Origin of the sequence: Rivularia sp. PCC 7116 (assembly GCF_000316665.1) — a bacterium.
Classification (GTDB): domain Bacteria; phylum Cyanobacteriota; class Cyanobacteriia; order Cyanobacteriales; family Nostocaceae; genus Rivularia.
The window spans coordinates 1,042,159-1,058,636 of sequence record NC_019678.1; the positions used below are offsets into that span (position 1 = coordinate 1,042,159).

Annotated in this window: 15 protein-coding genes; 8 read left to right on the forward strand and 7 right to left on the reverse strand. The window is 35.6% G+C overall.

What is annotated here, in order from left to right:
• Nucleotides 1–12 precede the first annotated feature (12 nt).
• Nucleotides 13–1,407, forward strand: coding sequence for a HEAT repeat domain-containing protein (locus RIV7116_RS03975; protein ID WP_256380840.1), 1,395 nt, complete (start codon nucleotides 13–15; stop codon nucleotides 1,405–1,407).
• A 15-nt stretch (nucleotides 1,408–1,422) separates the two neighbouring features.
• Entirely contained in the window at nucleotides 1,423–3,162 is a 1,740-nt protein-coding gene (locus tag RIV7116_RS03980; RefSeq protein WP_015116981.1) for a HEAT repeat domain-containing protein, read from the forward strand.
• 91 nt (nucleotides 3,163–3,253) lie between these two features.
• Here the strand turns inward: RIV7116_RS03980 and RIV7116_RS03985 are convergent, their stop codons facing one another.
• Nucleotides 3,254–4,384 (reverse strand): RNA-guided endonuclease TnpB family protein, encoded by a 1,131-nt coding sequence (locus RIV7116_RS03985; RefSeq protein WP_015116982.1) that lies wholly within the window; start codon nucleotides 4,382–4,384, stop codon nucleotides 3,254–3,256.
• A gap of 441 nt (nucleotides 4,385–4,825) precedes the next feature.
• Here RIV7116_RS03985 and RIV7116_RS35665 point away from each other — a divergent pair, with 441 nt between their 5' ends.
• The 4 genes from RIV7116_RS35665 (at nucleotide 4,826) to RIV7116_RS04000 (ending at nucleotide 9,352) form a co-directional block, all read left to right on the forward strand.
• Nucleotides 4,826–4,990 carry a hypothetical protein gene (locus tag RIV7116_RS35665; RefSeq protein WP_157229247.1) on the forward strand — a complete coding sequence of 55 codons (165 nt, stop codon included), beginning with the start codon at nucleotides 4,826–4,828 and terminating at the stop codon, nucleotides 4,988–4,990.
• Nucleotides 4,991–5,087: 97 nt separating this feature from the next.
• Entirely contained in the window at nucleotides 5,088–5,450 is a 363-nt protein-coding gene (locus RIV7116_RS03990; RefSeq protein WP_015116983.1) for a hypothetical protein, read from the forward strand.
• 345 nt (nucleotides 5,451–5,795) lie between these two features.
• Entirely contained in the window at nucleotides 5,796–7,517 is a 1,722-nt protein-coding gene (locus RIV7116_RS03995) for a diflavin flavoprotein (protein ID WP_015116984.1), read from the forward strand.
• A 122-nt stretch (nucleotides 7,518–7,639) separates the two neighbouring features.
• Nucleotides 7,640–9,352, forward strand: coding sequence for a diflavin flavoprotein (locus RIV7116_RS04000; protein ID WP_015116985.1), 1,713 nt, complete (start codon nucleotides 7,640–7,642; stop codon nucleotides 9,350–9,352).
• A gap of 232 nt (nucleotides 9,353–9,584) precedes the next feature.
• Here RIV7116_RS04000 and RIV7116_RS04005 read toward each other — a convergent pair whose 3' ends face one another.
• Nucleotides 9,585–10,196 (reverse strand): hypothetical protein, encoded by a 612-nt coding sequence (locus tag RIV7116_RS04005; protein ID WP_015116986.1) that lies wholly within the window; start codon nucleotides 10,194–10,196, stop codon nucleotides 9,585–9,587.
• A gap of 220 nt (nucleotides 10,197–10,416) precedes the next feature.
• Here RIV7116_RS04005 and RIV7116_RS04010 point away from each other — a divergent pair, with 220 nt between their 5' ends.
• A complete protein-coding gene (locus RIV7116_RS04010) occupies nucleotides 10,417–10,809 on the forward strand; it encodes a hypothetical protein (protein WP_044290745.1) in 393 nt (130 codons plus the stop codon).
• A 217-nt stretch (nucleotides 10,810–11,026) separates the two neighbouring features.
• Here the strand turns inward: RIV7116_RS04010 and RIV7116_RS04015 are convergent, their stop codons facing one another.
• From RIV7116_RS04015 to RIV7116_RS04030, 5 genes are all read right to left on the reverse strand, one after another.
• Entirely contained in the window at nucleotides 11,027–11,473 is a 447-nt protein-coding gene (locus RIV7116_RS04015; RefSeq protein ID WP_157229248.1) for a hypothetical protein, read from the reverse strand.
• 436 nt (nucleotides 11,474–11,909) lie between these two features.
• Complete coding sequence (locus RIV7116_RS04020; RefSeq protein WP_015116988.1) at nucleotides 11,910–12,443, reverse strand: AraC family transcriptional regulator; 534 nt, start codon at nucleotides 12,441–12,443, stop codon at nucleotides 11,910–11,912.
• A 327-nt stretch (nucleotides 12,444–12,770) separates the two neighbouring features.
• Entirely contained in the window at nucleotides 12,771–12,983 is a 213-nt protein-coding gene (locus RIV7116_RS04025; protein WP_015116989.1) for a hypothetical protein, read from the reverse strand.
• Nucleotides 12,984–13,451: 468 nt separating this feature from the next.
• Nucleotides 13,452–13,682, reverse strand: coding sequence for a hypothetical protein (locus RIV7116_RS35670; RefSeq protein ID WP_157229249.1), 231 nt, complete (start codon nucleotides 13,680–13,682; stop codon nucleotides 13,452–13,454).
• A gap of 227 nt (nucleotides 13,683–13,909) precedes the next feature.
• Nucleotides 13,910–14,452 carry a phycobiliprotein lyase gene (locus RIV7116_RS04030; protein WP_015116990.1) on the reverse strand — a complete coding sequence of 181 codons (543 nt, stop codon included), beginning with the start codon at nucleotides 14,450–14,452 and terminating at the stop codon, nucleotides 13,910–13,912.
• Between the two features lie 555 nt (nucleotides 14,453–15,007).
• Here RIV7116_RS04030 and RIV7116_RS04035 point away from each other — a divergent pair.
• Complete coding sequence (locus RIV7116_RS04035; protein WP_015116991.1) at nucleotides 15,008–16,408, forward strand: efflux RND transporter periplasmic adaptor subunit; 1,401 nt, start codon at nucleotides 15,008–15,010, stop codon at nucleotides 16,406–16,408.
• Nucleotides 16,409–16,478: the final 70 nt, after the last annotated feature.

A 16,478-nucleotide genomic window follows, 5' to 3' on the forward strand; every position in this document is an offset into this window, starting at 1 on the left:
TATACGAAGATACTGCAAAACTTATTACAAGATGAGCGTCAATGGGTTCGTAGAATGGCGATCGCCGTGTTTGGGGAATATGTTGATAAGTCACAAATCACTATACTTATCAAGTTATTAAAAGATAAAAATATACATATTCGTTGTAAAGCTATTTCGGCTTTAGGCGAAATAGCAGATGATTCGCTGTTAGAAATTATTATTGAAGCTTTGAATGATGAAGACCATCAAGTTCGTGGTATAACCGTTAAAGCTTTAGGACGGATTGGTGGAAAGTTAGCAGAAGAATTAATAATTCATGCTTTTTTAGATCAAAATGACTTCGTTAGTAAAAAAGTATTTGAAACGCTATTAAAAATAGATAAAAATAAAGCTATTCAATTAATATTCTTAGCTTCTCAATGTTATGATGCTGAAGTTCGTAGAAAAGCTGCTTTATTCTTAGGAAGAATTGTGAATAAAGCAAATTACGTTTCCGATTTGCCTTTATTAATTAATCTGTTGAATGATGTCAATTCAAAAGTTCGGAAAACAGCAGTTGAAGAGCTAATGATGCTTAAATATGGGATGGAATCACCAGAGTTTAAAGCCTTAAGGGAGGAATATAATAAATTCTATTGTAAAGCGGAGATAGACATCGAAAAAATTATTAATGAATCTGATTTGTCTACTTTGCTCCTCAAATCTGTAGGTCATGATTATCATGGTCGTAAAGCAGCGAATAAAGCTATAGATATTGAAATAGCGAAGGCTGGAAATGTCGAAGATACCAAAGAAAGTTTTATTACAGCTTTACAACATGAAAATCCTAATATACGTTGTGGAGCGGCTAATTATATAGGAAAAATAGGCGGTAAGTCGGTTATTCCAAACTTGCTTGAAGCGTTGCAAGATGAAGAACCAAAAGTGCGTTCAAGAACTATTGTCTCATTGATATCAATTGCAGATAAATCTATAATAATTCCGGCTTTACTTAAATTATTAAAAGATGAAAATTATAGAGTACGTTCTTTGGCAGCCTATGAATTAGGAAATATTGCAGATGATTCCACGGCGATACCTTCGGTGAGCTTCGCTAACGCATTAATTGAAACATTGCAAGATAAAGCGATTGATGTTAGACGTTCAGCGATTTGTGCTTTGAATAAAATTGATAGCGAACAAGCAGCAGAAGTGATTTCAGCATCATTACCTTATAAAGATAATTTTATTGATAATATTGCGGCTTCAATTTTAAGCAAACATGGGAAACTAGAATATATTACTCATCTATGGAAAGCTTTAGTACAAGCTAAATATATTAATCAAGCTAAAGAGATTAATTTTCATTCTGCTACTGATAACTTATACTCCACAATCGAAAAAATCCAGCAGCAACATCAAATTTATAATCCTAAATTCTGTTAACTACTCTTTATTTAAATGCAGTCAAATAAAAATAATCAATCTCTTGTTTCTCAACTTCCCCAATTAAGTGATGAGCAAGTTAAAAGAGATTATTTAAATCATTTTGAGTATACGGAAATTATCGCTGCAATACTTTCGTTGATTAATGATGTAGAAGCTTTGCGGTTGGTAAGGTTGGCTTTGGATGTTGATTTGATGTTGGGTGCTTTTTTGGCTGGTAAGGTTAAGGCGAAGCTACAAAAAGTAACTATAGGTTGGATTGAGAATTTAGAAATACTGGATAATTTGAAAATTGAGTTATTAGGTAGAACAAAGTCTGAATTTGCAATTCCTTTTTTAGCAAGAACATTAAATGAAGAAAAAGAATTAATTAGTGCCAGAGTTGAGATAGATTTATATTTTAAAGGTGAAATCGAAGAAGCACCAGAAGAAGAATTATTTTATCAAGCTTACCATTATGAAAATTTAAGTACCCAAACAGCGGATATTTTAGGAAACTTTGGTGGAGAGTCGGCAACAAAGTTGTTAATTACAGCTTTATCAGATGAGCGTAAATCAGTTCGAGAAAATGCTGTAATAGCTTTGGGAAATATTAAAAATAACTTGGCGATCGCTGCATTAGTTACAGCTTCAAAAAATGAAGATGATGAAATTAGCTATAGAGCAATTTATGGTTTAGGAGAAATTGGTTCGGATTTAGCTCTAGAAGTTTTAATTAGTGCTTTAGCAGATAACAAAAATTATATTGCTGAAGATGCCGCTCGTGCTTTGGGAAAAATTGGTGGAGAAGTCGCGGTAGAAGCGTCAATTCACTTTTTACTTGATGAAGATGACAGGGTTTGTAAAAGTTGTGCTGCTGCGTTGGTTGAAATTGGAAATGAAAGAGGAATTAGTCTTTTATTTTCATTTCTAAATCGTGATGATGCGAATTTACGTCAAGCTGCTGTTTATGGATTAAGAGATATCCGCGAAAAGCTTATTTTATCAGCTTTGCTGCCAATGTTGCAGGATAAAAACGTTCGAGTTCGTCGGGAAGCTGTTTTTGCAGTAGCACATATTATTTCACCACCTGATGCATCTGAAGACGATATCAATCAATTTTCAGAAAACGAAAAAAAATCTGTTGCTGTTGCGTTGTTAAAAATGCTCGTTGACAAAGATGAAGAAGTACGTCGGAGAGTAGTTTTAGTTTTGGAAAGAATCGCCGATGAATCAATTGCACCTCAATTAATTAAAGCATTGCAGCATAATAATCCAGAGGTAAGAGCTTGTGCTGCAAGGTTGTTAGGGATTATCGGATATCAAGATGCTGTTAAGAAACTATTTCCACTATTACAAGATAAAAACCCTAGCGCTAGAGTAAATGCTGCTCATGCTTTAGCAAAACTAGGTGAAGAATCTGTAATTCCCTTCTTAACTAAAATGCTTGCTGATGAAAAAAACCCTAGCGCTAGAGAAATTGTGATTCTTGGATTGGGAGAAACTCGAAATCCGATAGTTATTCCAACACTCATCGAAATTCTCAAAGATGAAACAAACTCTAGTGCTAGGGAAAATGCAATTCGTGCTTTACAAGATATTGGTGGTGAATCAGCAGAAGCTGCAATAATTGATGTTTTATTGAAAGACGAAGATTTTTGCGTTTGCGATAAAGCTGCTTATGCTTTAGGTGCGATAGGTGGAGAAAAATCTGTAATTGCATTGCGTCAAGCTTTATTAAACCGTTACATAAAACTTACCCAAAACTACCTATAACTAGACAAAACTAGACATATATAATTTTGGTGTTTACTTCCTGCTTCAAACTGGGGTAGTCGGCTACTTCCCATCCACAGGCTGAAACTGTCTAACTGACAGCCTTACATAAATTTATTGCAGCGTTTAAATCGCGGTAAGCAGTAAAATTACAGTTCTCACAATCAAAAAGTCTTTCACTTAAAGAAAGTATTTCTTTTTTATGACCACAATTAGAACAAGTTTTAGATGATGGAAACCATCTATCTAATACAACTAATTTAGAACCGTACATCTTACATTTGTATTCAAGCTGTCTTCTAACTTCATAAAATCCCATATCAGCTATAGCACCGGCTAGTTTATGATTTTTCATCATTCCCGATACATTTAAATCTTCTATCACTATCGTTCCGTGGTTCTTGGCTAATAATGAAGTAAATTTATGGATAGTATCTTTTCTGATATTGGCAATTTTTCTATGAAGTCGAGCTATTTTGAGTTGAGTCTTTCTCGAATTCTTAGAACCAATTATTTTATTGCGATTTAACCACTGCAATCGTGATAATTTCGCCTTAAAAGTACGATATGACTTAGCACCTTCTATAACTTCTCCTGTTGATAGAGTTGCTAGAACCTTCACTCCTAAATCAATACCTACAACTGTTGTATTATGTAAAGTCTGCGGGACAGAATCCTCTGTCCCGCGAGCTTTACGGTTTTCTTGGATTTGGGTATCAATTTTAAAACTAATAAACCATCTATCTGCTTGACGAGAAATAGTAACTGATTTTATTTTATCTCGTTGAGGTAACTTCTCATATGTTTTTAATTTACCTACTCTGGGAACTTGAATAGTAAAACTATCTATAGTCTTACAAGTTCCCTCTAAAGTAAATGAATCATTTTTTCCTTTCTTTTTAAATCTTGGTTGACCGCTAACTTTTTTGAAACATCGTTTCCAAGCAGTAGATAAGTTTCTTAAAGAGTATTGCGGTGCAGATTTAGAACACTCATAGTACCAAGGATTTTCTGATTTTACTAAAGCTATTAAATATTTATGTAAATCAATCGCACTTGGAAATTTTATTTTAGAATCAGGATTAATTTTATTATGCTCTAATATTGCGCGGGTTAATGCTAATCCCCAATTCCAAGCATGTCTAGAAACTCCACAATGTTTGAGTAAAACAGTTCTTTGATTGTTATTTAATTTTAATTCTGTTTTAAATCCGAGTAACATTGTATATAATTTGCTATTTCAAGTTTTATAAATATAAACCATTTATTTTTATATTATTAGATATAAACATATCATCCTTCTTACAATTCATTAATAGTGTGAATATTAAAAGTTATTAATTCTTAAAAATTCAATGCGGCATAAAAGGCAATGTTGCTGGTTCGCCTCAACAACCTTTAAGCATCGCTTTACTGTAAAGTCTGCCGTGGGGAGTATCCCCACGGCAGACTTTACGTAAATATATATTACATACCTAACACCATATCTGGACAAAATGGGTAAATATGTCCATTTATGGGTAGAGATTAGATAACAGTTACCAACCCTAGCGGTGGCTGTGCTTTCGATCCGGTTTTAGACACAATCGTTGAAGCTCTGGGAAAAATCGGTAGCGATTCAGCCATAGAAGCGATTTTAGAACCTTTACCAACAGATGCCAGTTTGGATAGCTTCGCAACTTTGACATTGTTGAGGTTTGGAAGTTTAAAAATTGTTCCGCAGTTGTGGAACATTCAAATCAAAGCCAAAGATAAAGCTTGTTTTTGCGAAGCTATTGAACAAATTCAACAAAGACATCAACATTACAATCCCGAATATTGTCAATAAACCAATCTTTCTCTAAATCTTTTCCTCAGCGCTCTTTGTGTCCTCTGCGGTTTTTATTCTTTCAAAAAATAATTAGTGCCACTACTCAAGTAAATCAATGATTGAAATTAATAAATGCCAAAATTGTGCAGCTAATCTCGAACATCGAATAAAAGGTAGTACACAAGGCTTATTCTGCGAAAGATGCGATAAATGGGTTATTGTCACTACTTATATTCCAGCAATTAGGCAGGATGAAACTAAATACAAAATTTATTTGCTTTTAGCTGATTCTCAAAATAAACAGCACATCAAAGCTTTAGCTAAGGCAGCAAATATCAATTTCTTGGAAGCGAGAAAAATGATTGAAGAAGATAAATCTCTAATATTGGAAGATAAAGCTGTTGAAATTGATAGAGTTAGGGAAATTCTTCACGATTTGTCGATAAAGTACGATATAGAACCATTATTTCCATATTAGTAGCGGTTTGTCCCATTAGTTTTTACGTAATGAATGTAGAGACGTAAAATTTTACGTCTCCCGAAAGTTGCAAGAAAACGAACCCAATCTACCAAAGAAATTTTATTAACTATTCTGTTTTCTTCGCAATCACAGATGGTGCGTTAAACCAAATTCACATCGGTATGTTTAGCCCAGTATATAGTCGTGGGTTTAACACACCCTACAATTACCAATTCCCAAATCAAATCATTAATCTTCCTAAACTCAGCAATAGAATATTGATAAAAATTTACAATTAACTCATGTCACAATAGAATCGAGGCATAAATACTCAGATATAAAAATCTATTAAGGAGAAGAGTTATGGTAGCAGTTACCGATAAAGTAGCGAAAAAACTCACCATGCAGACTGCGGAGATTGCTGACGACACAACAGCAATTCGCTCTCTGGATTGGGATAGAGACAGATTTGATATCGAGTTCGGTTTGGAAAATGGTACTACCTATAACTCGTTTATCATTCGCGGTGAAAAAACTGCTTTAGTTGATACTTCTCACGAAAAGTTTCGCAAGCTGTATTTTGATACTCTCAACGGATTAATTAATCCAGCAGAAATCGATTATTTAATTATCAGTCATACCGAACCCGATCACAGTGGTTTGGTTAAAGATTTTTTACAGTTAGCACCGGAAGTTACCGTTGTTGGTTCAAAAGTTGCGATTCAGTTTTTGGAAAATCTGGTACACCAACCTTTCAAAACTCAACTTGTAAAGAACGGCGATCGCCTAGATTTAGGCAATGGGCACGAACTCGAATTTGTGATTGCTCCTAACTTACACTGGCCCGATACAATTTTTACTTACGACCATAAAACTCAAATTCTTTTCACCTGCGATGCTTTCGGGATGCATTATTGCTCGGATGCTACTTTCGACGAAGATTTGGATGCAATTAGCGGCGAATACAAATATTACTACGAGTGTTTGATGGCTCCTAACGCTCGCTCTGTAATGTCTGCTCTCAAACGCATGGGTGAATTGGAAACCGTGGGCATGGTAGCCACAGGGCATGGACCACTTTTATCTCATAATGTAGATGAATTAATCGGAAGATATCGCAATTGGAGTAAGAATAAAGCCAAAGCTGAGAAAACAGTTGGTATTTTCTATGTTTCTAAATACGGTGATAGCGATAAACTTGCTCAAGCAGTCGCTAGCGGTGTTTCTAAAACCGAAGTCGCTGTAGAAATGATAGATTTAAGCGAAGATATTGATTTACAAGAATTAAGAGAGCAAACAAGCCGCTTTACTGGAATTATATTGGGAATGCCGCCAGCATCCGATGAAAAACTGCAAACTGCTTTAAGTACCATTTTAGGTTCGGTAAATAGTAAGCAAGCAGTAGGATTATTTGAAACTGGTGGTGGCGATGATGAGCCAATCGATCCAGTTTTGATTAAATTCCGCGAATTAGGTTTAAAACCAGCTTTTGGTGCAATCAAAATTAAAGAAACGCCAAACGAGATTACTTATAAGCAGTGCGAAGAAGCAGGAACTGATTTAGGACAATTATTAAATAGAGCCAAAAGCATCAAAAACATGAAGTCTCTTGATGCTGACTTAGATAAAGCTTTGGGAAGATTGAGTGGTGGTTTGTATATCATTACCGCTCAACAAGGTGACGTAAAAAGCGCGATGTTAGCATCCTGGGTAAACCAAGCTAGTTTTAAACCTTTGGGATTAACAATTGCAGTTGCTAAAGACAGAGCAATTGAATCTTTGATGCAGGTTGGCGATAAATTCGTTTTAAATATTCTCGAAGAAGGAAACTATCAACCCTTGATGAAACATTTCCTTAAGCGTTTCCGCCCTGGAGCCGATCGCTTTGAAGGAGTCAAAACCCAACCAGCCGAAAACGGTACCCCAATACTTAGCGACGCATTAGCCTACGTAGAATGTGAAGTTGTCAGCAGAATGGATGCGGTTGACCATTGGGTAGTATACAGCACCGTAGATGCAGGTAAAGTCAGTAAAGCCGACGCATTAACCGCAGTACACCACAGAAAAGTTGGAAATCATTATTAAGTAGTTAGGAGTTGGGAGTGAGGGGTGAGGAATAATTAGGTCAAAGGTTAAAGGTTAAAGGTTATTCTGCTCCCTCTCCCATTACCAATTACCCATTACCTATTACCCATTACCTATTACCCATGTCAGAAACAAAACCCCGCGACGTTCAAATTCTTCCCATTGCTACAGATACGACTATTATCCGTTCCCGCAGTTGGACTAGATTGCGGTTTGAGATTGAATACGCTTTAAGTAAAGGTACTACTGCTAATTCTTATTTAATCAACGCTGATAAAATTGCTTTAATCGATCCTCCTGGGGAAACTTTTACGGAAAAATATTTAGATGCTTTAAAAAAAAGATTTGATGTTACCGAGATTGATTACGTAATAATCGGTCACGTTAATCCCAACCGCGCTGCCACTTTAAAAGCTCTATTGGAAATTGCTCCTCAAGTAAAATTTGTTTGTTCTAATCCTGGTGCAATAAATTTACGCAAAGCTTTGGAAACCGAAGATTTATCGATAATGGTGATGAAAGGGGAAGAAAACCTCGATTTAGGTAAAGGACACAATTTAAAATTTATTCCTACTCCTAATCCCCGTTATCCAGACCATCTTTGTACTTACGATTCCCAAACGGAAATTCTCTACACCGATAAATTATTTGGCGCACATATCTGTGGCGACCAAGTTTTTGATGAAGGTTGGAAAATTTTCGTTGAAGATAGACGTTATTATTATGACTGCTTGATGGCTCCCCACGCCCGTCAGGTAGAAACCGCTTTAGAAAAAATTGATGATTTAGCAGTGCGGCTATACGCTCCCAATCACGGTCCTTTGGTGCGTGAAGGCTTAATTGATTTAACAGATGCTTACCATGAGTGGAGCAAAAATCAGACAAAACAAGATTCGAGCGTGGCATTAATTTATGCTTCCGCTTACGGGAATACCGCAACCTTAGCTCAGGCGATCGCTAGGGGAATAACTAAAGCTGGAGTGGCAGTAGAATCGATTAATTGCGAAGCCGTCGAACCAGAAGATATTAAAGCAGCGGTGGAAAAAGCATCTGGTTTTGTAATTGGTTCTCCTACACTTGGTGGTCATGCTCCAACTCAGATTCAAACAGCTTTAGGTATTATCCTTTCTACCGCAGCCAAAAGTAAACCTGCTGGCGTATTCGGTTCCTTTGGTTGGAGTGGAGAAGCCGTAGATATATTGGAAAGTAAACTCAAAGATGCTGGATTCCGCTTTGGTTTTGAACCAATTAGAGTAAAATTCAAACCCGATGAAAAGACTTTGCAAATGTGCGAAGAAGCCGGAGTTGATTTTGCTCAAGCATTGAAAAAAGCCAAGAAAGTTAAAGCACCAACTCAACCTTCTACCAGCGTAGAGCAAGCAGTGGGAAGAATTATCGGTTCCTTGTGTGTAGTAACGGCAAAACAAGGAGATGTTTCTAGTGCAATGTTAGCTTCCTGGGTATCTCAAGCCAGCTTTAATCCACCGGGTTTAACTATTGCCGTAGCTAAAGATAGAGCCTTAGAATCCTTGATGCATTCCGGTAGCGGATTTGTATTGAATGTATTAAAAGAAGGCGAACATTTAGGAATGATGAAACATTTCCTTAAACCCTTTAGCCCCGGTGAAGATAGATTTTCCGGAGTTGAAACAGAAGAGGCAAGTAATGGCTCTCCCGCTCTTACTGATGCTTTAGCTTACGTAGAATGTTCGGTTAATTCACGAATGGAATGCGGCGACCACTGGTTAGTTTATGCCACCGTTGATAACGGTAAAGTGTTGAATAACGAAGGAGTGACAGCAGTACATTATCGGAAAACGGGAACGCATTATTAATTAAGGTTAAAAGGTTAAAGGTTAGTAGGGTGTGTTACGGCACGAGCTTATTTCATTGATAGATTATACGTTTGAAAATGCCGTAACGCACCATTATGTATGGAAAAATTATCGGTTTGTAGGTTCGCTTAAAGTAGCATCTTTATTCATTAACCATCAATTAATTTGTGCGACTTTAACTCAACCTACTACTAGTTTGTAGGTTAGGTTAAGGTAGGATTTATATTTTTTGTCAAAATTCTCCTGCTTTCTCCAAGCAATTGATCAAAATACCCATTATTTTTCCCAAGTTATCAATATAATATTCTTGATTGTCAATATAAACGGTTTTCTCTTCTAACTTCAAAAACAACCAAGCAGTTCCAGTTGTGACTACTCCGTAAATTGTGGACACATGATTATCTTGCTTTTGATTAAAAATTTGTGCTGCTACCATTTCTGCTACACATTGCCCTATCCCCGAAGTAATTAAATCGTTTTTAGCTTCAACTAACGTGACAACGGGAGAGCTGATAGCATACATCTCCTCACTCAATGTAATCAAGAAATCAACGTAACCAGTTAAGCCTAAAGAGATGTCAACATTAAAAAGACTCCCAGAAAATAAGCTGATTTTTCTGGAAAGAATTTTTCTAATTTCTACTAATATCGGAATTACCAATAACTCAGATTTGGCTTTTTCTGTACTTATTGCTCTTGCTAAAGGCAAATACTCTTCTAGTAATTCAACCAAAGTTGCAGAAGGTTCTATGCTGCCGACATCCTTAAACAAATTTTCTGACTCGATTGTGGATAAATCAAAGTCTTTTTTCGCTTTACTTAAAGTAAAATTATTGTACGCCATGTTGAATATTAATGTAATTTAAAAATGCGTCGTAAACAGCATAATTGATGGTTAAAACATGGAGATTTATAAATCATTTAAAGCTAGCTATAGCCGAAGCGAGTATAGTCAAAATCCTATGGTACTTCCAGTGATGCTGCCATCAGCCAAGCTTGCGTTTCTCAAATTAACCCCTTCCATATTGCAACCTGCAATAATCCCTTTAACTTAAGTGGACGTAATGAATATTGGAGAGTCAGTCAGTGCAGTAATTTTAGCAAAAGAAAAGTGGAATAATACAGGAATTAATTTAATTGCCAATCAAGAATATCATTTAACAGCATCTGCAAGTGAAAAATGGGTAGATTGGTTTATCTTATGTAACGCAGACGGTTTTCCTAGTTCAAACTGGATATTAAAGAATACCGAACGATTAAGACGTGTACCTGATGAAAATTGGTTTGCTCTTATAGGAGCAATCAACTTCGATTCCGGTAATTTATTTAAAATCGGTACCGATAAAAAATTGCAACCAACTCAAAGCGGTATACTTACTTGCTTTGCCAATGATATACCTTTTATGTATTGGAATAATAAGGGTTCAATACAGCTTGTCGTAACTAGAATTAAATAAGATTATTAGGACGGTAAATATTTTTGCTTATCTATTTAGCAACTAAAAACCCGGTTTTTCAAAAAACCGGGTTTCTGCGTGGTTACTGCTAAAAAAAGATGTTTCCAATACAATAGTTGCTTTCTTGGTATTTGGGCAGTACATCATCGGAAAACGATAATGCACTATTCATTTAACTTTTTCAACTCAGCATAGCAACTGGGTAATTTTTCACGCCTTAGTCTAAATTTACTCTGTTAGGAACGGGAAGACTATTAGGAACAGGTCCGTTAGCAACAGTACCAGTTGTTAAAATTAATATTCTACCTTTACGGTCAAAACCATTTCTTCCAGGTCTTAATCTGACTCTGGTTAATTTGTATCCACTACCAATAATTCTGTCGAATTTAACTACTGGATGATATACCCTACGGCGACGGAAACAACGACGCAAACGACGTATTCCTTTCGCGGGTATGTAAGCTTTTCTTCTGCCGACATTGTAATCAATTCCGCGATTTGTTCTGTTTAAAAGAGTATAGGTGTAGCAGCGTCTATGTCTTTTTAGAGATGATTTTTGTGCAACCGCGCTATCAGCAAATATCATTCCTCCTAACATCGAAGCTAAAGCTGCACCACCTAACACAACACCGACTATACTTCTTCTTTTTGTTTTTAAATTCATCTGGTTCACCTTATAAACATAGAATTGAAATGAATTAAAGTCAGGTTTAGCTTTCTTACCAAACATTGCTTTATTTCTTAAACCTAATGTATCCTTTACTTATAAGATTGATTATTAACTATTTATAGGAGTTAAAAGAAAATATAGTTAATTATTTGTAGATGTTGAGCATTTATATTCGATGACGATTTTTGTGTTATTTGTAAAGTTTATTATCCGAAAAAAGCAGTAATAACTGCTCTCACAATCACTACTGCAATGACTCAAAACATCGTCAATTTATCTTATTTACTGTTTTATAATTTGATTTAAAATGGCTTTACACTACTTAATATACTATTATAATAGTCCGAAAAAGCCAGCAGACAACAGAAAACGGGTATAGTGTCAGCAATTTGATATTTTTAACTCTATCTATTAGGAATGTTTAGTCCTATCAGTTTAATATTTGCTTGTAAGCTACTAATCTTTGTGTTTCTCTCCAGGCACCGGGAGTATTTTTATAGTAATTACGAAACTGACAGTAGAAATGATTCATATTTTGATAGCCTATATCAAAAGCAATCCGTTCAATAGAAAGGTCAGTTTCTAAAAGCAAGCGTCTTGCTTCGGCTATTCGACGTTCGATAATCCAATTATTCACAGTTTTCCCGGTAAGTCTTCGCACTAAGTTCGTTAAGTAAGCCGAGGAATAACCGACTGCTTGGGCTACTTCTTTTAGTCCAATATTTTGATGATAGTTCAGTTCAATAAAATCAAAAACTTGATGCAGCCGGGGAATAGATGGAAATAAAAATCTAGAAGTATTTGATTTTTTAGTTTCAGTGGTGGTATAAAATTCTCTATCTGCAAACTGAAACCTAATCAGACCATTTTGTTTGCTAATAATCTTAAATCCTGCTGTTTCCAAGCACTTGATTAAAAGGTTTTTGGTTTCAGGATTTTCATCTTTAACTAAAACATTAATCATTCTCTTTCCTAATTTACAAGATAAATTCAAGCTTCTTCTAATGTTTACTACTTATGAACAAGCTTATTTATGCAAAATTTGGAAGATTTTTAACAAAAGTTTATGAAAGTGTTGTAGCTGATGGAGCTATAATATATATTCACTATTTAGCTAAGATACGAACAAATATTTTCTAGTTAGAAATCGAATAGTACTGCATTTTTAGGCAGTATTTTTAATTTTCGAGGTGGGAATACGAATGTTAACAATAGTAATATTATCAATAGATCGGGCTACTCTTTGAGTAACCCGACATCATCATCACTGTTGAAAAAAGTATATATGCCCTTACAAAAATGTTCGTCTTTCTAAAAAGTATTTAGCCTCTACTTGATGCTGTTTCTCCAAAAAACTTTCTTGCTGTTTTCGATTTACTTTATCTATATTTAATTCATCATCAGGTTTTGACTCTCTTTTTCCATAATCAAATTTGGGGTATTTTGAGAATTCAGATGAACGAACGTAGAGAAATAAGATTACAAAGGCTATTTGATTAATCATTCTCTGACCTTAATAATTTTGAACGAATTGGTAATAAGTAATTTTTCAGCAGAAAATGATGTGTTGACTTTCAAGCGATCGCAACACTTACAGCAATTTTTCAGCCCACAATGGTAGAATCTATTTAATGAGCGTCTCTACCTCTATAGGATGCGAGTTTGATAATTATTAACAAAGGCAAAATTTCCTCCTTCAATCATCTGTGCAGCGGTTAATAAGGTAGAAAATCAGCAACGGTAAACGAGAAAGTCGCCGGTTTTATCTACCTAATATCTTGAATCCCTGTATATATATAGCAAAATAAACCTAACAGTGCAACACTTTTAGGTTAAATATAGAATATTCAATTGTAAGTAAATTTATGTTCGGCGGTTCAATAATTAAAATTAATATAGCCGACAACTTTCTCGTTTCATATATATGATAGACAGGAATTAATTAAATGTCAATATGCGACTTCGGTTTTTTTTAACGACGCGATTGATTACGATTGAATTGACGACTGAATGCAATAAAACCAACTCCAAATATAAGTAATGATAAGTTTGTGAGTAGTTGTAGCAGCATTGAAAACTGAGCGTACTGCTGTGGACTGAAATTTCTCGCTAAAACGAAAGAAAATATTGCAGCAGATGGTATGTAGCAGACTAAAAACATACTACTACCAATCAGCAAGCACCAACTGTACCACTTAGACACCCGTCTCACAACGATAAACGAACCTACGATCAATAGGATTCGCACAGCTAAGTTAAATAATGTTTGTAAAACAAGAAAGATTAAAATTATCAGAAATGGTGTTGAATTCAAGCTCTCCACAGTGGCAATTTTAGATAGCAACGAACAATACAAACTTTAACCTATCCAAGGGAATATTTTAGATAAAGTTAAAGCTTGGATTGACACTATTGACAATTTTTCACTCTTCATCCTTCAATTCGCGTTTCCAAAGCTTGTCCAATCATCGTCTGTTCCCCAGCACAAGTTCTCACTGTTTGACGAGTACGGTATTTGTCTCCAATCAACTTTAACTCCTCCTCAAACACCAAATCGTTATACTCGGTATGCAAACATAAAGTTTTAGCATTTGGTAAATAGTACTCAGCTGTAACTGGTTTGGATGTGTCGTAACCGAAGTCGCGATACAGTCTATTTCCTAAAGCGCCGAATAAAGTCGAACCTTGGGATTGTTTTTTACCAGTCACCGTATTGGTGCTTTCCCAAGTCACTTGCGTACCGCAAATCAAGCTTTCTTGATTAGATAAGCCATGTATCTGAGCCAGACGCAGTAATTCATCGCATCCCGCTTCTAAAAATTTAACTGCGATCGCGCTTTCAAATTCTTTGATTTCTCCATCCGGCAAAGTGTAGAAGCGCCGCTCGGAACTCCATTCACCAACTGATTCCCGAAAAAAATCAGTAATAAAGCTAGATTCAGCTATTTGTATCAGTTTTTTTACAGATGTCACTGGTTGATTTCCTCATTCAGTTGGAAGTAATTACACTATGTAGACTGTAAATACCAGATTATGTTACATCTCTTAAGGTTAACTTTATATTTTGTAAAATACTGATATGTAGGATACAGTGTAGCGCATTTAAATGTTGCTAGAGAATTATCTTTGTAGTCTTCCAGGGGATTTAGGTTCAATTTATAGTTACCCTTTGATCTTTCGTGAATGTAGGTTGTTAGAAGACGAGAATTTTATATCTTTAGGCAGATTATAGGTTCAAGAAAAGATTAACTACCTAATACTCGGTTTATAATTACATCTGGTGTATAAAAGAATGTGCAGGTGAATCTTATAAAAGTATAGAAATATATTTTTTAACGGAAAATATTTGTATTTGATTTGCTGGTGTTTGAGATTATGTAGGTAGAATTTCCTGCTTAATTATGCATGACTTTTGAATCATTTTTTATTTGTATAGGCAGTCATGTATTTTTTTATTACTACTACGGTGGTTTACAAGTTTTTGTGAATCAGGAATGCAGGTCGAGTTAAATTATAAATTAGGAAATAATGTACAATCAAAGACAGCATTTCAAGATTGCGAAAAAGTCTATTCAAAAAGATAGTAGAACTTCCCAAGATGTTTGTGAAAAAATAAATATATTTACAAGCCAGTTATTAATAAAAACTAAGAAAAATTTATTACGTTCTAGCTCAATTTTCTGTGCGTTTCCTTTAACTATTAGTTTATTAATTGCAGGTTGTGATTCAGCACCCAAAGAAACCGCTCAAGCCACATCTAAGCGTCGTGGTGGTGCAACTGCCGTAGATACAGCTATTGCTAAAAAAGCACAATTAGACAAGCAAATATCTTATATCGGAACCACCCTGCCATACCGCAAAATATCGGTGCGATCGCAAATAGAAGGGCAGTTATTAGCGTTGAATGTAGACGTAGGGGTAATGGTTTCTAAAGGTTATATTATCGGATTAATTGATGATTCCTTGCTCAATAGTTCGTTAAATCAAGCAGAAGCGGAACTTGCAGCCCTAAATTCAGAAGTAGCCAGAGCAAATACTCAAGTTAGTAACGCTTTGACAGAAGTAGAAAGAGCGCGATTGCAATTGCAGCAAGCTCAATCGGATGCTCAAAGACAGCAAAAGTTGCTTTCTGAAGGCGCAATTGCTCAACAAATAGCCGAACAAAGCCGTACCGAAGCTCAAACAGCAGCAAAAGCGCTGCGTTTAGCAGAAAAAAGAGTGCAAACAGAGCGTCAAGCAGTCGCTGCTGCCAAAGGAAGAGTAGTCGCACAGCAAGCGGTAGTGGCTCAAGCAAAAGAACGTAAAAGTTACGCTAAATTAACATCTCCAATTGCAGGTGTAGTTTTAGAAAAAATTATTGAACCGGGTAACTTAGTTCAACCCGGTAATGAAATTATTAAGATAGGCGATTTTAGTAAGGTAAAAATAGAAATTCAAGTTTCAGAGTTAGAGTTAGGAAAACTTGAAGTTGGACAATCCGTAGAAGTTTTATTAGATGCTTTTCCCAACCAAGAATATATAGGTACTTTAAAACGCATTTCTCCAGCAGCAAATTCAACGGCTCGTTTAATACCTGTAGAAGTAGTAATTCCCAATGTTGAGAATAAAATTGGTAGTGGTTTATTAGCAAGAGCCAACTTTCAGAATACAGCTAATCAGCAAATTGTCGTACCATTCAGAGCAATTCAAACAGAAGATAAATTAGGTTCAAATCTTCAAGGTAAAATATTTACTGTTGTAGAAGATGGTAATAAGAATAAAGTAAAAGTCAGAAGCGTCACATTAGGGAAAAAAGCAGACGGGAAAGTAGAAATTTTATCGGGATTGCAGCCGGGAGAATCCTATGTAGTCAGAAGTAGCAAACCTTTAAAAGACGGTGAAAATGTACGTTTGTCCATTCTTTCGGAAACAGTGAACAGTGAGCAGTGAGCAGTCAGCAGTTATAAGTAGCGAGTAGGGATGAGTAGTAAGTAGTAGATTAATAGCTCCTCTCCCCCTC